15 protein-coding genes are annotated in these 17,232 nt (G+C 59.9%); 14 read left to right on the forward strand and 1 reads right to left on the reverse strand.

The features are described 5' to 3' along the window. Positions 1 to 46: 46 nt before the first annotated feature. Both ABVN19_RS23050 and ABVN19_RS23055 read left to right on the forward strand, forming a co-directional pair. Complete coding sequence (locus ABVN19_RS23050; protein ID WP_353632775.1) at positions 47 to 877, forward strand: hypothetical protein; 831 nt, start codon at positions 47 to 49, stop codon at positions 875 to 877. Between the two features lie 1,681 nt (positions 878 to 2,558). Continuing rightward, positions 2,559 to 3,791, forward strand: a complete 1,233-nt coding sequence (locus ABVN19_RS23055; protein ID WP_105641061.1) for an acetamidase/formamidase family protein — start codon at positions 2,559 to 2,561, stop codon at positions 3,789 to 3,791. Positions 3,792 to 3,837: 46 nt separating this feature from the next. On the opposite strand, the gene ABVN19_RS23060 is transcribed toward ABVN19_RS23055, so the two are convergent. After that, positions 3,838 to 4,716, reverse strand: a complete 879-nt coding sequence (locus tag ABVN19_RS23060; protein ID WP_028942543.1) for a LysR family transcriptional regulator — start codon at positions 4,714 to 4,716, stop codon at positions 3,838 to 3,840. Between the two features lie 129 nt (positions 4,717 to 4,845). On the opposite strand from ABVN19_RS23060, the gene ABVN19_RS23065 reads away from it, so the two are divergent. The 12 genes from ABVN19_RS23065 (at position 4,846) to ABVN19_RS23120 (ending at position 17,231) form a co-directional block, all read left to right on the forward strand. After that, positions 4,846 to 5,802 carry an AraC family transcriptional regulator gene (locus ABVN19_RS23065; RefSeq protein ID WP_105641060.1) on the forward strand — a complete coding sequence of 319 codons (957 nt, stop codon included), beginning with the start codon at positions 4,846 to 4,848 and terminating at the stop codon, positions 5,800 to 5,802. 147 nt (positions 5,803 to 5,949) lie between these two features. Further along, positions 5,950 to 7,281, forward strand: coding sequence for an MFS transporter (locus tag ABVN19_RS23070; RefSeq protein ID WP_028942541.1), 1,332 nt, complete (start codon positions 5,950 to 5,952; stop codon positions 7,279 to 7,281). Positions 7,282 to 7,353: 72 nt separating this feature from the next. Further along, positions 7,354 to 8,607, forward strand: coding sequence for an OprD family porin (locus tag ABVN19_RS23075; RefSeq protein WP_105641059.1), 1,254 nt, complete (start codon positions 7,354 to 7,356; stop codon positions 8,605 to 8,607). Between the two features lie 141 nt (positions 8,608 to 8,748). Continuing rightward, complete coding sequence (locus ABVN19_RS23080) at positions 8,749 to 9,705, forward strand: AraC family transcriptional regulator (protein WP_028942539.1); 957 nt, start codon at positions 8,749 to 8,751, stop codon at positions 9,703 to 9,705. A gap of 106 nt (positions 9,706 to 9,811) precedes the next feature. Beyond that, complete coding sequence (gene benA / locus ABVN19_RS23085; protein ID WP_028942538.1) at positions 9,812 to 11,170, forward strand: benzoate 1,2-dioxygenase large subunit; 1,359 nt, start codon at positions 9,812 to 9,814, stop codon at positions 11,168 to 11,170. Then, positions 11,167 to 11,655, forward strand: coding sequence for a benzoate 1,2-dioxygenase small subunit (gene benB, locus ABVN19_RS23090; RefSeq protein ID WP_028942537.1), 489 nt, complete (start codon positions 11,167 to 11,169; stop codon positions 11,653 to 11,655). Before benA ends, benB begins: the two co-directional genes overlap by 4 nt. 25 nt (positions 11,656 to 11,680) lie before the next feature. Next, the gene (gene benC, locus ABVN19_RS23095; protein WP_028942536.1) at positions 11,681 to 12,691 is read left to right on the forward strand and encodes a benzoate 1,2-dioxygenase electron transfer component BenC; all 1,011 of its coding nucleotides are present in this window, start codon (positions 11,681 to 11,683) and stop codon (positions 12,689 to 12,691) included. Between the two features lie 65 nt (positions 12,692 to 12,756). Further along, complete coding sequence (locus ABVN19_RS23100; protein ID WP_028942535.1) at positions 12,757 to 13,518, forward strand: 1,6-dihydroxycyclohexa-2,4-diene-1-carboxylate dehydrogenase; 762 nt, start codon at positions 12,757 to 12,759, stop codon at positions 13,516 to 13,518. 20 nt (positions 13,519 to 13,538) lie between these two features. Further along, positions 13,539 to 14,660, forward strand: a complete 1,122-nt coding sequence (locus ABVN19_RS23105; protein WP_105641058.1) for a muconate cycloisomerase family protein — start codon at positions 13,539 to 13,541, stop codon at positions 14,658 to 14,660. Between the two features lie 11 nt (positions 14,661 to 14,671). Next, positions 14,672 to 14,962: a muconolactone Delta-isomerase gene (catC, locus tag ABVN19_RS23110; protein ID WP_028942533.1), complete on the forward strand. Its 291-nt coding sequence runs from the start codon at positions 14,672 to 14,674 to the stop codon at positions 14,960 to 14,962. A gap of 38 nt (positions 14,963 to 15,000) precedes the next feature. Next, on the forward strand, positions 15,001 to 15,933 hold the full coding sequence (gene catA / locus ABVN19_RS23115) for a catechol 1,2-dioxygenase (RefSeq protein ID WP_105641057.1): 933 nt from the start codon (positions 15,001 to 15,003) through the stop codon (positions 15,931 to 15,933). 92 nt (positions 15,934 to 16,025) lie between these two features. Next, positions 16,026 to 17,231 (forward strand): benzoate/H(+) symporter BenE family transporter, encoded by a 1,206-nt coding sequence (locus tag ABVN19_RS23120; protein WP_105641056.1) that lies wholly within the window; start codon positions 16,026 to 16,028, stop codon positions 17,229 to 17,231. The last annotated feature ends 1 nt before the right edge of the window (position 17,232 follow it).

Here is a 17,232-nt window from a genome sequence, read left to right on the forward strand (position 1 = left end):
ACAGTTCCTCCCGGCAACGGCCCTCAAGGCCACCCAGCAGTTCTATTTGCAGACGGGTGAAAATGAGCCGCAGGAGGTTGCCCCGGGTAATCTGGACCAGTTGATGCTGCAAAACGGACAGGTACTTGAACGCCGAATTACTATCGAAGCTCAGGGCATCCAAGGTAACCAGATCCCACCACTGCCTGTCGATGGCGATTCGCTGCAGCATCAGGCGCAAGCGCTCGACCTGAACAATTATGGCGATTTCACAGGTGGCAGGCGTATCGAACACTGGTTTTATGCACCTGGGGAGCAAAATCGCATCCAGCTGCGACCCCTCGCGGTCCGCTGGTACGATCTGGGCTCGGGTACATTCAAAACCGAGCATTTGGCCGGGAGCACGATTCACGCGGTGGCGCACGAACAAGCTGATTCGCGGCTGCGGCTTTCCTGGTGGGAACGACTGACACTGCTGTCGTCGCGGCAGATGGTCGTGTTACTTGCAATCTGCGTCTTATTGGTCGCTATCATCCGTTATCGGCGATTCATTCTATTTGCTTTGCAGCATGGGATGAACAGTGGCCGTCGCTGGGTGCGTGAGACCGAGGGTTTTCAGTTCCTCAAACTGTGCGGTTACATCGGCGTATGCGGCTTGGGCAACGGCGGCGCACAGCATGCTCTCCAGCATTGGTTACAGGGCGGGGTCGTTGGTGAGCATCTGGAAAGCTGCGAAGCTATTCAGCGATTGAATAGGAGTCGGTACGGTGTGCAAATTTCGAAGATGCCGTCACGCTTGGACGTTCTCGGTGAATTGCTGATCCTGCGTCGTCGACTTGTGACCGTTGGTAGAACCCCGCTCAGGAGTCGATACGACTTACCTGGGCTGGAATGCTGACGCTCCTGGCGTTACGCATGTTCGCCCCGGCCTCGAACGCGGTAGAGGGATAATATGAGGCGCTAGCGTTCCGCGCCGACAGAGCTGAGTAGGAGATGGAGGACACTCGAGTGTTGACGCCAATGTCGAATTGACCCATCTGCTGACGCAAGACTACCTCACCTTTAAATCGGCACAACTCCAGTAAAGGTAGTCGTTCGCGAGGAGTCTGACCGGGTCAATGAGATCTTGGCAACTGGGTCAATTTGGCGTCGGCGCCTACACTACCGTTGGCTAAAGGCAGAGTTCGGCTAGATGCATCGGTGGCTAGGTCCGGGTTTACGGGAATTATCTCGAATTATCTCGCCAACTATAGTTGGTCATTTTTTAACCAGGGAAGCGTTACTGCCTCTACTTTCAACCCTCTGCCAACATAAGGCCGAAAGATCTCGCCGAGCGGCAACCGCCAGATCCGGTGGAACCTATATTCCGGATGCTAGAAACTGGTAAGGGGTGAACAGCGATGAAGATCACTGGACGAGTCGAGATTGAGGCAGTCACTGATGTACAGTGCGACGTTTGCCGGTGCTCAACCCGTTTAGATACTGGTGGGCTTCAGTTCGCCACTGTTCAAACGCACTGGGGGTTCGGTACCAAGCATGACGGCGAGCGCTATGAACTTCATCTCTGTGAAAAACTGCTTCTTCGGAACGGTTGCCTACCTCAAGCAAGAGCGGTGCATACAGAATCTTTTCGATCAGAATGACCAGACATCAACCGCTGATGATTTTGGTTTGATCGCCAAAAATGATTTTTTCGGTGACTCCCACTAGGAAGGGGCGTCGCCTGCGTAGAATGCGGAGCTGAGTCCCATCACTTGGGCTTCTTGGGCGTTGGCGGTGCTGGTACCAAATCCATGCAGTCATGGAACGCTCTAGTCGGATCTTCGATCTGTCGCCTTTGGCACCGGCAGTCGGCGGGCTGGTTTATTGGGGGGAGCGTGCACCTGGTGACAGATCGATAATGCTTCAATGCGGACCGCTCACTTTCGGTGAGAGCCGAATCAAAAACCTTCGCGATCACCCGATGTCCGGTCTGCATGAGTAAGTTTCACCACGTTCGACTTCATCTCGTCTGGCAGCTCAAATGGGCACCGAAGGTCCAGATGGGTACCAGGGCGGCTTGTTTATCGCCTGCAGATGCTGCTCTTCGACTTCCTTCAAATTGCTGAAATACGCGCTGGAACAATACGCCCGACTGAGATCAGAGCGCACCCTTTTGCGGTTTTCGTAACCCCGAAGGCTTGTGACAATCTTTATTGTTTGCAATTGAGCCATTTATTTGGAGATATGGAGATTTGTGACAAACTTTATTTTCAAAGTGCTAGCTCAGTAATGCCATACAGGCCGCGGATTACGCAGGGGGTTGTGACAATCTTTATTGTTTCGTCACAAAAACGGGTTTGATGAATAAAAACTGTCGCAACAGGAAGGGAGCCATTCATTGGCTCCCTTCTTGTATCCGGCAATCGATCAACGATGCCTGGCGGGTGTGGACGAGCGCTCCATTTGGGGAACGTTGTTGCACTGTTTAGAGGCGGTTTCTGCTTCGTTTTAGCTGTGCTGTGGTTGAAAACAGTCACTTTGTACTTTGGCGTGGATTTTGCGATGGCCTGGTTGAGCTAAATCAACGAGGACGATTCATGCTTGCCAACAGCCGCTTCATTTCTTGTTTTCTTCCATTTGCCTTTCTCCCTCTGGCCGAAGTTGCTCAGGCTGAAAAACAGTCATCTTTTTCCATTCTGGAGCAGCTCTCTGCTACTGCGACCAAGTTGGAACACGGTCAGTATGCGGGGAATTTCTATGTACCTTCTTCGCTGGAGAATGTCAGTTGGGGGTACTTGCCGAATCGCACCGCGAAGCCGGTGTTGACCGTCCCATCCGGAAGCGTGGTGACCTTTGACACGTTGTCTCATGAAGGCCTCATGGAAGATCAGGGGCGAGATCCGGTCGCCTATTTTGGAGCGCACGGCGTCAAGCCAGGGCAGGTGTTGAAGGAAGCGATTGCCTTGACAGCCTCCGATCGCGCACATGATTTCGCCAAGGATGGGCCCCACGTGGTCACGGGACCCGTTGCCGTGAAAGGAGCGCAGCCGGGCGATGTGCTCAAAGTTGAAATTCTGGCAGTCGAGCCACGGGTTCCCTATGGCGTTATTTCAAGTCGACACGGCTTTGGCGCGCTTCCGGGCGAATACCCCAAAAAACCGGCCCAGGCCAATGCCAGCGCCGAGCATCCGGAGCGTTACGGCAACCTGTCGATCTTCACTCCCATCGAACAGGGCGAGGAGGGGTATGTCGGCACGCTGGATGGCGGCGCGGGCAAGAAGATCCGATTTCCGTTGCATCCCTTCATGGGCATCATGGGCGTTGCGGCTAACACCGACCAGCCCGTACATTCTGTTCCCCCGGCCCACTATGGCGGCAATCTGGACGTGAACGATCTGGGCGCGGGCGCCACAGCCTACTACCCGGTAATGGTCCCCGGTGCGCTGTTCTACACCGGCGATAGCCACTTTGTTCAAGGGGATGGCGAGGTGGCGCTGACTGCGCTTGAAGGTTCGGCCCGGGCAACCTTTCGCCTAACGTTGCTGAAAAGCGGCGCCAAGCAAATTCCTGGCAGATCGATTTCCCAACCGATGGGCGAAACAGATGATTTCTGGATCACCCTTGGGTTGGATGAGGATCTGGACGAGGCCATGAAAAAGTCCACACGCGAAGCGATCCACTTCCTCAAGACGAAATACGGCATCGATGAAGCGATTGCGTTCGCCTACCTCAGTGCCGCGACTGATTTTCAGGTCTCTCAGGTGGTCGATAGAACCAAAGGCATCAACTCAATGATCCGCAAGGCAGACTTCAGCGAGTTCGAGGATTAAAAGCTGCAACGCCTCTAGCCCTTGGGCAATTGAAGACAACGATGATTTATGAATGCCCGATCATTGCTTCAATCAAACCCAGGCAGTGCCTGACCTGCGGCGAGTTATCCCCAGCGCGGCGACTGAGAATGATCGGTGAAACCGCCGCCGACTCGCTCAGCGGCGCGTAGACGATATCGTCGCGGTGCTGGCGCTGTACCGAGGCGGGCACCAGCGTTATCCCCAGGCCCGCAGCCACCAGCCCGAGCGCAGTCTGCAGTTCATTGGTCCATTGGATCACCTGCACGCTCAGGCCCTGATTGGTGAACAAAGCCATGATGTGGTCGGCATAGCTTGGGCGCGGCGTGACGGGGTAGAGCACGAATGGTTCAAAGGCCAGGCGCACCAGGTCGATTGGCCGGCCGATCATCGGATGTCCACAGGGCAGGGCGACCACCAGCGGTTCTTCGCGCAGCACGTGCTGGTCGATGGCCGGGTCCTTGATATGGATGCGCCCGAAGCCGATATCGATGCGTCCTGCTTTCAGGGCTTCGACCTGTTGCAGGGTGATCATTTCCTGAAGGCCCAGCTCCAGTTCCTGTTGGTTGCGCAGCTGGCGAATCAGCTCGGGCAGCAGGTCGTAGAGGGTCGAAGGCGCAAAGCCGATGCGCAGCCACTGGCGCTCACTGTTGGCGATACGTCGGGTGCCGTCGCCAATCTGTTCCAGCTGGTCCAGCAACATTGCACTTTGCTCGTAAAAGTAGCGCCCGGCCTCGGTCAGGCGCAACGGTCGGCTGCGCTCCAGCAGTTCGACGCCCAGGGTTTCTTCCAGCTGCCGGATCTGCCGGCTCAAGGGCGGTTGGGCAATGTGCAGTTGTTCGGCGGCGCGGGTGAAGTTCAGGGTCTGCGCCAGCACCCGGAAGTAACGCAGATGGCGCAGTTCCATGATACCTCCTGGGTATTGTTGCCCACCCAACAGATATTGGACTGCTAGCCGGGGCTGACGCAAGCTGGCGCCTTGTGGATAACCAGACCCTGTGGATATCGTTCGCCAAGAACAATAAGAGGGCAGCCCATGAGCAGCCACCTGTTGAGCGAGCGCAGCTGTGTGTTTGAGCGCGCCGACCCTTATGCCGTGTCCGAGTACGTCAACCAGCATGTTGGGGGACATAGTCTGCGCTTGCCCCGCACCGGCGATCTGCAGGCGAGTATCAACCATCGAAAGTTCGCCAGCCTCGATCTGTGTCGCCTGAGTTATGGCGGCAAGGCACGGATCACTTCCCCAGCGCTGGGCACGTTGTATCACCTTCAGGTATTGCTCAGCGGACACTGCCAGTCCAGCTGTCGGGGCAACGAACATCACTATGTCCCCGGCGAGCTGATGCTGATCAATCCCGATGACCCGGTGGATCTGACCTACTCGGCCGACTGCGAGAAGTTCATTTTGAAAATGCCGGTCGGCCTGTTGGAACAGGCCTGCGTCGACCAGCGTTGGCAGGTGCCTGAAGGCGGCATCCGCTTCACCCGTGCGCGTCATGTCACGCACGAGCTTGAGGGGTTTGTCGGCCTGCTCGGGCTGATCTGCGAAGAAGCGGAATCCACCCAGTCATTGCTGCAGGTGCAGGAGCATTACGCCCGCATCGTTGCCAGCAAGTTGCTCAGCCTGCTGGGCAATAATGTCCAGCGTAGCGAGCCGGCGCAGCAGGCCCACTCGTTCGAGCAGCTGGCTGCTTATATTGATGCCCATGTGCAGCAGGACATCAGTGTTGCGCAACTGATGAACGTGGCGCGGGTAAGCGAGCGTTCCTTGTACTCATTGTTCGAACGCCATGCCGGCTTGTCGCCCAAGGGTTATGTGCGCCAGCGCAAACTGGAGCGAATTCATGCGGCCCTTCAAGACCCGGCAAGCTCGGTGCGCAATGTCACCGAAATCGCCCTGGACTTCGGCTTTCTGCACTTGGGGCGCTTTGCCGAAAGCTATCGCCAGCGCTTTGGCGAGCTGCCGTCGGTGACCTTCAAGCGTCACCGCTGACCCCTGATCGCGCCTTGCGCAAACTGGATATTGATTCGCAGGAATCGGCTATTGGCCCTTTTGCTGTGCTCCTAACCTGAGGCTGCGAACACTGCTCGGCAGGTTCGCCATACGGTTTCGATAACAACAACAAAAGAGACACGCCTCATGCGAACGATCGATATCAACAGCCTGATCGATCAGGCGAAGTTCAATGCCTTTCACTGGCGTGTGCTGTTCTGGTGCGCGCTGATCATCATCTTCGATGGCTACGACCTGGTCATCTATGGCGTGGTGCTGCCAGCGCTGATGCAGGAGTGGGGCATGACCCCCTTGCAAGCCGGTGCCCTGGGTAGCTACGCGCTGTTTGGCATGATGTTCGGGGCGTTGGTGTTCGGCCCGTTGTCGGACCGTATTGGCCGCAAGAAAGCCATCATGATCTGCGTAATCCTGTTCAGCGGTTTTACCGTGCTCAACGGTTTTGCCCGCAACCCCACCGAATTTGGTACCTGTCGTTTTCTGGCCGGGCTGGGTATCGGCGGGGTGATGCCCAACGTGGTCGCCCTGATGAATGAGTACGCGCCTAAGCGCATGCGCAGCATTCTGGTGGCGATCATGTTCAGCGGCTATTCGGTGGGCGGCATGCTCTCGGCGGGTCTGGGCATTGCGCTGTTGCCGCGTTTTGGCTGGCAGTCGGTGTTCTATGTGGCAATCATTCCGCTGCTGCTGTTGCCATTGATCCTTCGTTTTCTGCCTGAGTCACTGGGGTTTCTGGTGCGCCAGGGACGTACCGAACAAGCCAGCCAGTTGTTGGCGCGGGTGGAACCGAGCTACCAGCCTCAGGCGGGTGATTGTCTGGATGTGGCGACCGGCACGCAAGTCGGTGGCTCTGTGCCGCAGCTGTTTCGCGAAGGTCGGGCATTGAGCACCCTGATGCTCTGGGTGGCGTTTTTCTGTTGCTTGCTGATGGTCTATGCGCTCAATTCCTGGTTGCCCAAGCTGATGAATAATGCGGGCTACGGCCTGGGTTCCAGCCTGGCATTCCTGCTGGTGCTCAACTTCGGGGCAATCTTCGGTGCGGTGGGCGGTGGCTGGATGGGTGACCGCTTCAAGCTCGACCGAGTGCTGGTGGTGTTCTTTGCCGTGGCGGCCCTGTCGATCAGCCTGCTCGGCTTCAAGAGCCCGACCCCAGTGCTGTACCTGCTGATTGCCATCGCGGGGGCGACCACCATCGGCACGCAGATCCTGGCCTATGCCTGTGTCGCCCAGTACTACCCGATGGGCATTCGTTCCACCGGCCTGGGCTGGGCCTCGGGCATTGGGCGCAGCGGGGCGATTGTCGGGCCGATCCTGGGCGGCATGTTGCTGGGCATCCAGCTGCCGCTGGCGCTCAATTTCATGGCCTTTGCCGTCCCGGGGGCCGTGGCTGCGGTGGCCATGATGGTGTTTGCCGGCCGTGGGGTGGCGCAGGCCCGAGCTGGGTTGCCGGTATCGGGATAGGCCCGCCCTTGCAGGGGTGGGAGCGGGCTTGTCCCGCGATCTAATAACAACAATAAAAAGAGTGCACGAACCATGAACAACCTCCGCCAAGCCGGGTTGCTGCCCTTGTTCGGCCTGAGTTTTATCACCCAGGCCGCCGAAGCTGATTTCTTCAAGGATGCCGCCGCTACCCTGCAAGCCCGTAACTACTACTTCAGCCGCGACTTCTCCGGCATCGTCGGTGCCAACCAGCAGTCCAAGGCCGAGGAGTGGGGGCAAGGTTTCATCTTCAACTACAAATCCGGCTATACCCCGGGCGTTGTTGGTGTGGGTGTGGATGCCATCGGCCTGCTCGGGCTCAAGCTCGACAGCAGCCCGGACCGCACCGGCACTGGCTTGTTGCCGGTCCAGGACGATGGCCGGGCGGCCGATGAGTACAGCCGGCTCGGTGCGACCGTGAAGCTGCGGTACTCGAAAACCGAGCTCAAGGTCGGCGAGCTGCAGACCAACCTGCCGATCCTGCAGTACAACGACTCTCGCCTGCTGCCGCCAACCTACCAGGGCGCCAGCATCACCTCGGCCGAGATCAGCGGCCTCACTCTCCAGGCCGGCCACTTGAGTTCAACCAGCCTGCGCAATGAAGCCGGTGATGAAAAGTTGATTGCAATGCTCGGGCATTTGCCCCAGCGCCAGGCCGATAGCGATGCCTTCAACTTTGCCGGTGGCGATTACAGCTTCAACGCCAACCGCAGCACCTTGAGCCTCTGGTACGGGCGCCTGGAAGATATCTATCAGCAGGTTTTTTTCGGCCTCAAGCACAGTGAGCCGGTTGGCGATTGGGTGATGGGTGCCAACCTTGGCTACTTCAGCGCCAGGGAGCAGGGAGAAGCCCGCATTGGCGATGTCGACAACCAGGCGTTCTATTCGCTGCTGTCGGCCAGGCGCGGCGGCCATACTTTCAGCGTTGGCTACCAGGGCATCTTTGGTGATGATGCGTTTCCCAGAGTGTTTCCGAACATTTCGCCGCTGGGCAATGAAGTGCCGACCTATGAGTTTTCCTATGCTGATGAACGCTCCTGGCAGGTGCGTTATGACTACGATTTCGTGGCCATGGGCATACCGGGACTTACAGCGACGGTGCGCTATCTGAAAGGCAACAATGTCGACACCGGGCTTGGCTTCGAGGGCAAGGAACACGAACGCGATCTGGACCTGGGCTACGCGGTGCAGAGCGGGGTGTTCAAGGGGTTGGGAGTCAGGTTGCGCAACGCGGTGGCACGTTCGAGCTACCGCTCGGACATTGATGAGAATCGGGTGATTCTGACGTATACGTGGAGTCTTTTATAGGGCGATCGCGGGGCAAGCCCGTTCCCACAAAATGTGTAGGAGCGGGCTTGCCCCGCGATCGCTTCACCGTCCATCCCCACACTGGGCCACTGACCAGAGGATCGCTTAGACTGGCCGGACAACTACAACGAGTATCCTGGTATGGAGAGTCCCCTGCTCAGTGAGCGCAGCCGGGTTTTCGATCGTGCCGATCCTCATGCCGTGTCGACCTACGTCAATCAGCATGTCGGCGTGCACCACATCCGCTTGCCGCGCTACGGGCATCCCGAGGCATGCCTCGACCACCGCAAGTTTGCCAGCCTCGATTTGTGCCGGATCAGTTATGGCGGTGAAGTGCGGGTGATGTCGGCAGCCCTGGAGAACGTCTTTCACCTGCAGATCCTGCTGCGTGGCCACTGCCTGTGGCGACGCGGGCGTGCCGAGCGTTTGCTCGGGCCCGGCGAGCTGCTGCTGATCAACCCGGATGAACCAGTGGATCTCGCCTATTCGGCCGACTGCGAAAAATTCATCCTCAAGCTGCCCAACCGCCTGCTCGAAAGTGTCTGTGACGAGCAACGCTGGCAGCGCCCCAGCGAAGGCGTGCGGTTCATCCAGAACCATTACCAGTTGCTGGCGCTGGAAGGGTTTGCCGGGTTGCTGGCCATGGTCTGCCATGAAGCCGAAGCCAGCGAGCCATTGCTGCGGGTGCAGGAGCACTACAGCCAGATTGTCGCCAGCAAGCTTTTGACCCTGATGCCAACCAATGTCAGGCGCGAGGCGCTGGGCGGGCAAGCGTCGTCGTTCGAGCGTATTGCCGAGTACATCGAGGCAAATCTGAAGCAGGACATGTGCAGCGAGCAACTGGCCCGCCAGGCCAGCATGAGTCTGCGCTCACTGTACATTCTGTTCGAGCGCAACGCCGGCACCACGCCCAAGGTCTACATCCGCGATAAAAAACTCGCGCGCATCCGAGCCAGCCTCAGCGACCCGCAGTGTACGGTGCGCAATATCACCGAGCTGGCCATGGACTATGGCTTCGTCCACCTCGGCCGTTTCTCGGAAACCTACAAGTCGCTGTTCGGCGAACTCCCCTCCGATACCCTCAAGCGTCGCCCCTGACACTTTGCAGAAAACGGATAAAGGTCTGCACAAAGCGGATATTTGCCGTGCCCCTCGCTCCCTAACCTGACATGGCCTGAACACAATAACAACGGAGGCCCCGGCCATGTCCCTGGGATTCGATTACCTTAATTCCCTGCTTGAAGAAGATCAGGAGAAGGGCGTCTTTCGCTGCAAGCGCGAGATGTTCACCGACCCCCGTCTGTTCGATCTGGAAATGAAACATATCTTCGAAGGCAACTGGCTGTACCTTGCCCACGAAAGCCAGATTCCTGAAAAGAACGACTTCCTCACCACCACCATGGGGCGCCAGCCAATCTTTATCGCGCGCAACAAGGATGGGGTGCTCAATGCCTTCCTCAATGCCTGCAGCCACCGCGGTGCGATGCTTTGCCGGCACAAGAGCGGAAACCGCTCCTCCTACACCTGCCCCTTTCACGGCTGGACGTTCAACAACTCTGGCAAGCTGCTCAAGGTCAAGGACCCGGTGGACGCCGGCTACCCGGCCAGCTTCAACTGCGAAGGCTCCCACGACCTCACCAAGGTCGCCCGCTTCGAGTCTTACCGCGGCTTTCTGTTTGGTAGCCTGAACCCGGATGTGGTGCCCTTGGTGGAGCACCTGGGTGAGTCGGCCAAGATCATCGACATGATTGTCGACCAGTCGCCTGAAGGCCTGGAAGTGCTGCGCGGCTCGTCTTCCTACATTTACGAAGGCAACTGGAAGCTGACCGCCGAGAATGGCGCCGACGGTTACCACGTCAGCGCCGTGCACTGGAACTACGCCGCCACCCAGAACCAGCGCAAGCAGCGCGAGGCCGGTGATGAAGTCAAAACCATGAGCGCTGGCGGCTGGGCCAAGAGCGGTGGTGGTTTCTACTCCTTCGACAAAGGTCACCTGCTGCTCTGGACCCGCTGGGCCAACCCCGAGGACCGTCCGCTGTTCGAGCGCCGCGACGAGCTGGCTGCCGACTTCGGCCAGGCCCGTGCCAACTGGATGATCGAGAACTCGCGCAACCTGTGCCTGTACCCGAACGTGTACCTGATGGACCAGTTCAGTTCGCAGATCCGTATTGCCCGGCCGATTGCCGTGGACAAGACCGAGATCACCATCTATTGCATTGCGCCCAAGGGCGAAAGCGCCGAAGCCCGGGCCCAGCGCATTCGTCAGTACGAAGACTTTTTCAACGTCAGTGGCATGGCCACCCCGGACGACCTGGAAGAATTCCGCTCCTGCCAGATGGGCTACCAGGGCGGGCGAGGCTGGAACGATATGTCGCGTGGTGCCACCCACTGGATCGAAGGTGCCGACACAGCCGCCCAGGAAATCGACTTGCATCCGCAGATGAGCGGTGTACGCACCGAGGACGAAGGCCTGTTCGTGCTGCAACACAAGTACTGGCAGGACACCATGCTCAAGGCACTCGCCACCGAGCAGCAACTGATCCCCGTGGAGGCCGTGCAATGAGCATTTCCTTCGAGCACGTACGCGACTTTCTCTACGAAGAGGCGCGTTACCTGGACGACAGCCAATGGGACCAGTGGCTGGAGTGCTACGCCAGCGATGCCACCTTCTGGATGCCGGCCTGGGACGACAACGACCAGCTCACCGAAGACCCGCAACGGGAAATATCGCTGATCTGGTACGGCAACCGTGGCGGCCTGGAAGACCGGGTGTTCCGCATCAAGACCGAACGCTCCAGTGCGACCATGCCCGACACCCGGACCTCGCACAACATCAGCAACATCGAGCTGCTGGAGCAGGGCGAAGGCCTGTGCAAGGTGCGCTTCAACTGGCACACCCTGAGCTTTCGCTACAAGACCGTGGACAGTCACTTCGGTACCAGTTTCTACACCCTTGATGTGCGCGGTGAACGACCGCTGATCAAGGCCAAGAAGGTGGTGCTCAAGAACGACTACGTGCGTCAGGTCATCGACGTTTACCACATCTGAATCCAGCTTTTACGCGAGGTGCGCCATGCACAAGATCGCCTTGAATTTCGAGGACGGGGTCACCCGTTTCATCGACGCCACCGCTGACGAAACCGTGGCCGATGCCGCTTACCGCCAGGGCATCAATATCCCGCTGGACTGCCGTGACGGCGCCTGCGGCACCTGTAAATGTTTCGCCGAAGCCGGTCGCTACGACCTGGGTCAGGAGTACATCGAAGACGCCTTGAGCGAGGAAGAAGCCGGCCAGGGTTATGTGCTCACCTGCCAGATGCGTGCGCAAAGCGATTGCGTGGTAAGGATCCCGGCATCGTCCCAGGTGTGCAAGACCGAACAGTCCAGCTACCAGGCCAGCATCAGCGCCGTACGCCAGCTCTCGGACAGCACCATTGCCTTGTCGATCAAGGGTGAGGCGTTGAGTCGCCTGGCTTTCCTGCCGGGGCAATATGTGAACCTTGGCGTGCCTGGCAGCGAGCAGACCCGCGCCTACTCCTTCAGTTCGTTGCAGAAGGACGGCGAGGTCAGCTTCCTGATCCGCAACGTACCGGGCGGCCTGATGAGCAGCTTCCTCACCGGCCTTGCCAAGGCGGGCGACAGCATGACCCTGGCCGGCCCCTTGGGCAGTTTCTACCTGCGCGAGATTCGTCGGCCGTTGTTGCTGCTGGCCGGTGGCACGGGGCTGGCGCCGTTCACCGCGATGCTGGAGAAAATCGCCGAGGAGGGCAGCGAGCATCCGCTGCACCTGGTCTACGGCGTGACCAACGACTTCGACCTCGTCGAACTCGACCGCCTGCAGTCGTTCGCCGAGCGCATCCCCAACTTCAGCTTCAGCGCGTGTGTGGCCAACCCCGAGAGCCAGCACCCGCTCAAGGGCTATGTCACCCAGCACATCGAGCCTCGCCATCTCAACGAAGGCGATGTCGATGTCTACCTGTGCGGTCCTCCGCCGATGGTCGAGGCGGTCAGCCAGTACATCCGCGAACAGGGTATCACCCCGGCGAATTTCTACTACGAAAAGTTTGCCGCCGCCGCTGCCTGAACCCGTTTTACGGGGCCGGGCGCATCGTGCGGGTACGGTCGGTCCCTTTTTTATTCGAGGTTGTCATGAACAACAGATTCGACAACAAAGTCGCGCTGGTTACCGGCGCAGCGCAGGGGATCGGCCGTCGTTTGTGCGAGCGCCTGCTCGACGAAGGCGCGACCCTGGTGGCGGTGGACCGCTCGGAGCTTGTTCACGAGCTGCAAGGCGAAGGTGTACTGACCCTGACCGCCGACCTTGAGCAGCACAACGAGTGCAGCCGGGTAATGGCAGCAGCGGTGGAGCATTTTGGCCGGCTGGATGTGTTGGTCAATAACGTTGGCGGCACCATCTGGGCCAAACCGTTCGAGCACTACGAAGCGGCGCAGATCGAGGCGGAAGTCCGGCGCTCGCTGTTCCCTACCTTGTGGTGCTGTCATGCGGCGCTGCCCTACATGCTGGAACAGGGCAGGGGCGCCATCGTCAACGTGTCCTCGATTGCCACCCGCAGTGTCAACCGCGTGCCTTATGGCGCGGCCAAGGGGGGAGTGAATGCACTGACCGCTTGCCTGGCATTCGAGACCGCTGGCCGCGGTGTGCGTGTCAATGCCACCGCGCCGGGGGGCACTGAAGCGCCGCCACGGCGGGTGCCACGCAACCGTGCCGAGCAGAGCAGCGAAGAGAAAGCCTGGTACCAGCAGATCGTCGACCAGACCCTCGACAGCAGCCTGATGAAACGCTACGGCAACCTCGATGAGCAGGTTGGCGCGATCCTCTTCCTGGCCTCCGACGAGGCTTCCTACATCACCGGCACGGTGTTGCCGGTCGGCGGCGGCGACCTCGGTTGAGCGCCCCTGGAGAACCTTCGATGAGTCATCCCTTGATTGAACGCATCTCGACCCTGATCGTCGACTTGCCCACCATTCGCCCGCATAAGCTGGCGATGCACACCCTGCAGAAGCAGACCCTGGTGATCATCCGCCTGCACTGCTCCGACGGCATCGAAGGCCTGGGCGAGGCCACCACCATCGGCGGCCTGGCCTATGGCAACGAAAGCCCGGAAAGCATCAAGCAGAACATCGACAGCTACTTTGCACCGCTACTGATCGGCCAGGATGCCAGCAACATCAACGCTGCCATGCAGCGCCTGGACAAGGTGATCAAAGGCAACACCTTCGCCCGTTCCGGCATCGAGAGCGCCTTGCTCGATGCTCAGGGCAAACGCCTGGGCCTGGCGGTCAGTGAACTGCTTGGCGGGCGCGTGCGCGACAGCCTGGAAGTGGCCTGGACCTTGGCCAGCGGCGACACCGAGCGCGACATCGCCGAGGCCGAGCAGATGCTCGATTTGCGCCGCCACCGCATCTTCAAGGTGAAGATCGGCGCCAACGACGTTGCCCATGACCTCAAGCATGTGATCGCCATCAAACGGGCGGTGGGCGAGCGCGCCAGTGTGCGGGTCGACGTCAATCAGTACTGGGACGAGTCCCAGGCGATCCGCGCCTGCCAGGTGCTGGGTGACAATGGTATCGACCTGGTCGAGCAACCGATCTCGCGCATCAACCGCGCCGGACAGATTCGCCTGAACCAGCGCAGCCCGGCACCGATCATGGCCGATGAATCCATTGAAAGCGTCGAGGACGCCTTCAGCCTGGCCGCCGACGGTGCCGCCAGCATCTTCGCCCTGAAGATCGCCAAGAACGGTGGCCCCCGTGCCGTGTTGCGTACAGCGCAGATCGCTGAAGCGGCAGGTATCGCCCTGTATGGCGGCACCATGCTCGAAGGTTCGATCGGCACCCTGGCCGCCGCCCATGCCTTCATAACCCTCAACCAGCTGACCTGGCACACCGAGCTGTTCGGCCCGCTGCTGCTGACTGAAGAGATCGTGATCGAAGCACCGGTGTACCGCGACTTCGCCTTGCACGTACCTCGTACCCCAGGCCTGGGCCTGACCCTGGACGAAGAGCGCCTGGCGTTCTTCAGCCGCACGTAAGGAGAGATGCCATGTTGTTCCACGTGAAAATGACCGTGAACCTGCCCCTGGACATGGACCCGGCCAACGCCGCGCAGCTCAAGGCCGACGAGAAGGCACTGGCCCAGCGCCTGCAGCGCGAAGGTGCCTGGCGCCACTTGTGGCGAATCGCCGGCCACTACGCCAACTACAGCGTATTCGACCTGCCCAGCGTCGAGGCGCTGCACGACACCCTGATGCAGCTGCCACTGTTCCCCTACATGGACATCGAGATCGATGGCCTGTGTCGCCACCCGTCTTCGATCCACAGCGACGACCGTTGAACGCCAAACGCCGATAACAACAATTCGAGGTACCTGTCATGACCGTGAAAATTGCCCACACTGCCGACGTGCAGACATTCTTCGAAGAAGTCAGTGGCCTGAACAATGACCTGGGCAGCCCACGCCTGAAGCTGCTGACCAACCGCATCGTCAACGACGTGGCGCGCATCATCGAAGACCTGCAAGTGACACCCGATGAGTTCTGGAAGGCCGTGGACTACCTCAACCGCCTGGGCAGTCGCCAGGAAGCTGGCCTGCTGGTCGCGGGGCTGGGAGTGGAGCACTACCTGGACCTGCAACTGGATGCCCAGGATGCCGAGGCCGGTATCAGCGGCGGTACCCCGCGCACCATCGAAGGCCCGTTGTATGTGGCGGGCGCGCCGATGGCCGAAGGCGAGGTGCGCATGGACGATGGCCTGGACTCGGGTACGGTGATGTTCCTTCAGGGCCGCGTGCTGGACGAGCAGGGCCAGCCGGTGGCCGGTGCAGTGGTGGACCTGTGGCACGCCAATACCCAGGGCACCTACTCCTACTTCGACAGCACCCAGTCGGACTACAACCTGCGCCGACGCATCGTCACCGATGCCGACGGCCGCTACCGCGCGCGCAGCATCGTGCCGTCGGGCTATGGCTGCCCTGAAGACGGCCCGACCCAGGAGTTGCTCAACCAGCTCGGCCGCCATGGCAATCGCCCGGCGCACATTCACTTCTTTATCTCGGCGCCGGGGTATCGTCACCTGACCACCCAGATCAACCTGGCGGGCGATGAGTACCTGTGGGATGACTTTGCCTATGCCACCCGTGACGGCTTGATCGGAGAGCTGCGCTTTGTAGAGGATGCGGCCGCAGCGGATGCCCGGGGTGTGGAGGGGCGCTTTGCCGAAATGGATTTTGACTTCCAGTTGCTCGGTGCGCCCAAGCCTGCGAATGAAGTGCGCAGCCAGCGGCCGCGGGCATTGCAGGACGCCTGATATCCGGGTTGAATCCATCGCGGGGCAAGCCCGCTCCTACAGAAATCCCTGTACGAGCGGGCTTGCCCCGCGATGCTCTTTAAGGATGATCAATGAAAACAATAATTCAGGACTTCTCCCTTTCCGCCTTGGTCGCCGGCTTCATTGCCACGCTGATTTCTTACGCAGGCCCCTTGGTGATCATTTTCCAGGCCGCCCACAGCGCACAGTTGTCGGCGGCCGAACTGTCTTCGTGGGTATGGGCAATTTCCATCGGCAGCGGCGTGCTGGGCGTGGTACTCAGCCTGCGCTACAAGGTGCCGGTGGTGATTGCCTGGTCTGCGCCGGGATCGGCCCTGCTGGTGGCGCTGCTGCCGGATATCGCCTTCGCCGAGGCGGTGGGGGCCTATATCGTCCCCAACCTGGTGATCTTGCTGGTCGGCGTTTCCGGTGCCTTCGACCGCATTGTCAGCAAGCTGCCACCGGCCATCTCTGCTGCCATGTTGGCGGGTATTCTGTTCAGCTTCGGCACCGGGTTGTTCATCTCGCTGAAGTCGCAACCGCTGCTGGTGTTGGCAATGTTCGTCACCTACCTGATGTTCAAGCGCATTGCCCCTCGCTATGCGGTTCTGGCCGTGCTGGTGTGTGGGGTGAGCATTGCGGTGTTCAGTGGTGAGATGAACAGCTCGGCGCTGGTAGTGGGCCTGGCCACGCCGGTGTGGACCACGCCGGCGTTCACTTGGCATGCGCTGTTGAGTATCAGCCTGCCGTTGGTGATGGTGGCGCTGACCGGGCAGTTTGTGCCGGGCATTGCCGTTTTGCGCAACGACGGCTATCGCACACCTGCCAGCCCGATCATTTCCAGCAATGCCCTGGCCAGTGTCTTACTGGCGCCCTTTGGTTGCCATGGTCTGAACCTGGCGGCGATCACTGCGGCGATCTGCACCGGCCGCGAAGCGCACGACGATCCGGGCAAGCGCTATTGGGCGGGGGTGTCGGGTGGGGTGCTGTACCTGCTGCTGGGGGTGTTCGGCGCGACCTTGGTGTCGCTGTTTACCGCCTTTCCGGCGGCCTTGATTGCAGCGTTGGCCGGGCTGGCGTTGTTCGGCGCCATCGGGGGGGCACTGGCGGGAGCGATGAGTGTGCCGAGTGATCGCGAGGCGGCGCTGATCACCTTTCTGGTGACAGCCTCGGGTATGTCCTTCATGGGCTTGTCGGCGGCGTTCTGGGGGCTGATCTTCGGCCTGTTCGCCCACCTGCTGCTCAACCTGCGGCGACCAGCGCCGCAGGCGAGCAGGGCAGGGCTGCGAACTGACTGAG

Origin of the sequence: Pseudomonas vranovensis (assembly GCF_040438935.1) — a bacterium.
Classification (GTDB): domain Bacteria; phylum Pseudomonadota; class Gammaproteobacteria; order Pseudomonadales; family Pseudomonadaceae; genus Aquipseudomonas; species Aquipseudomonas vranovensis.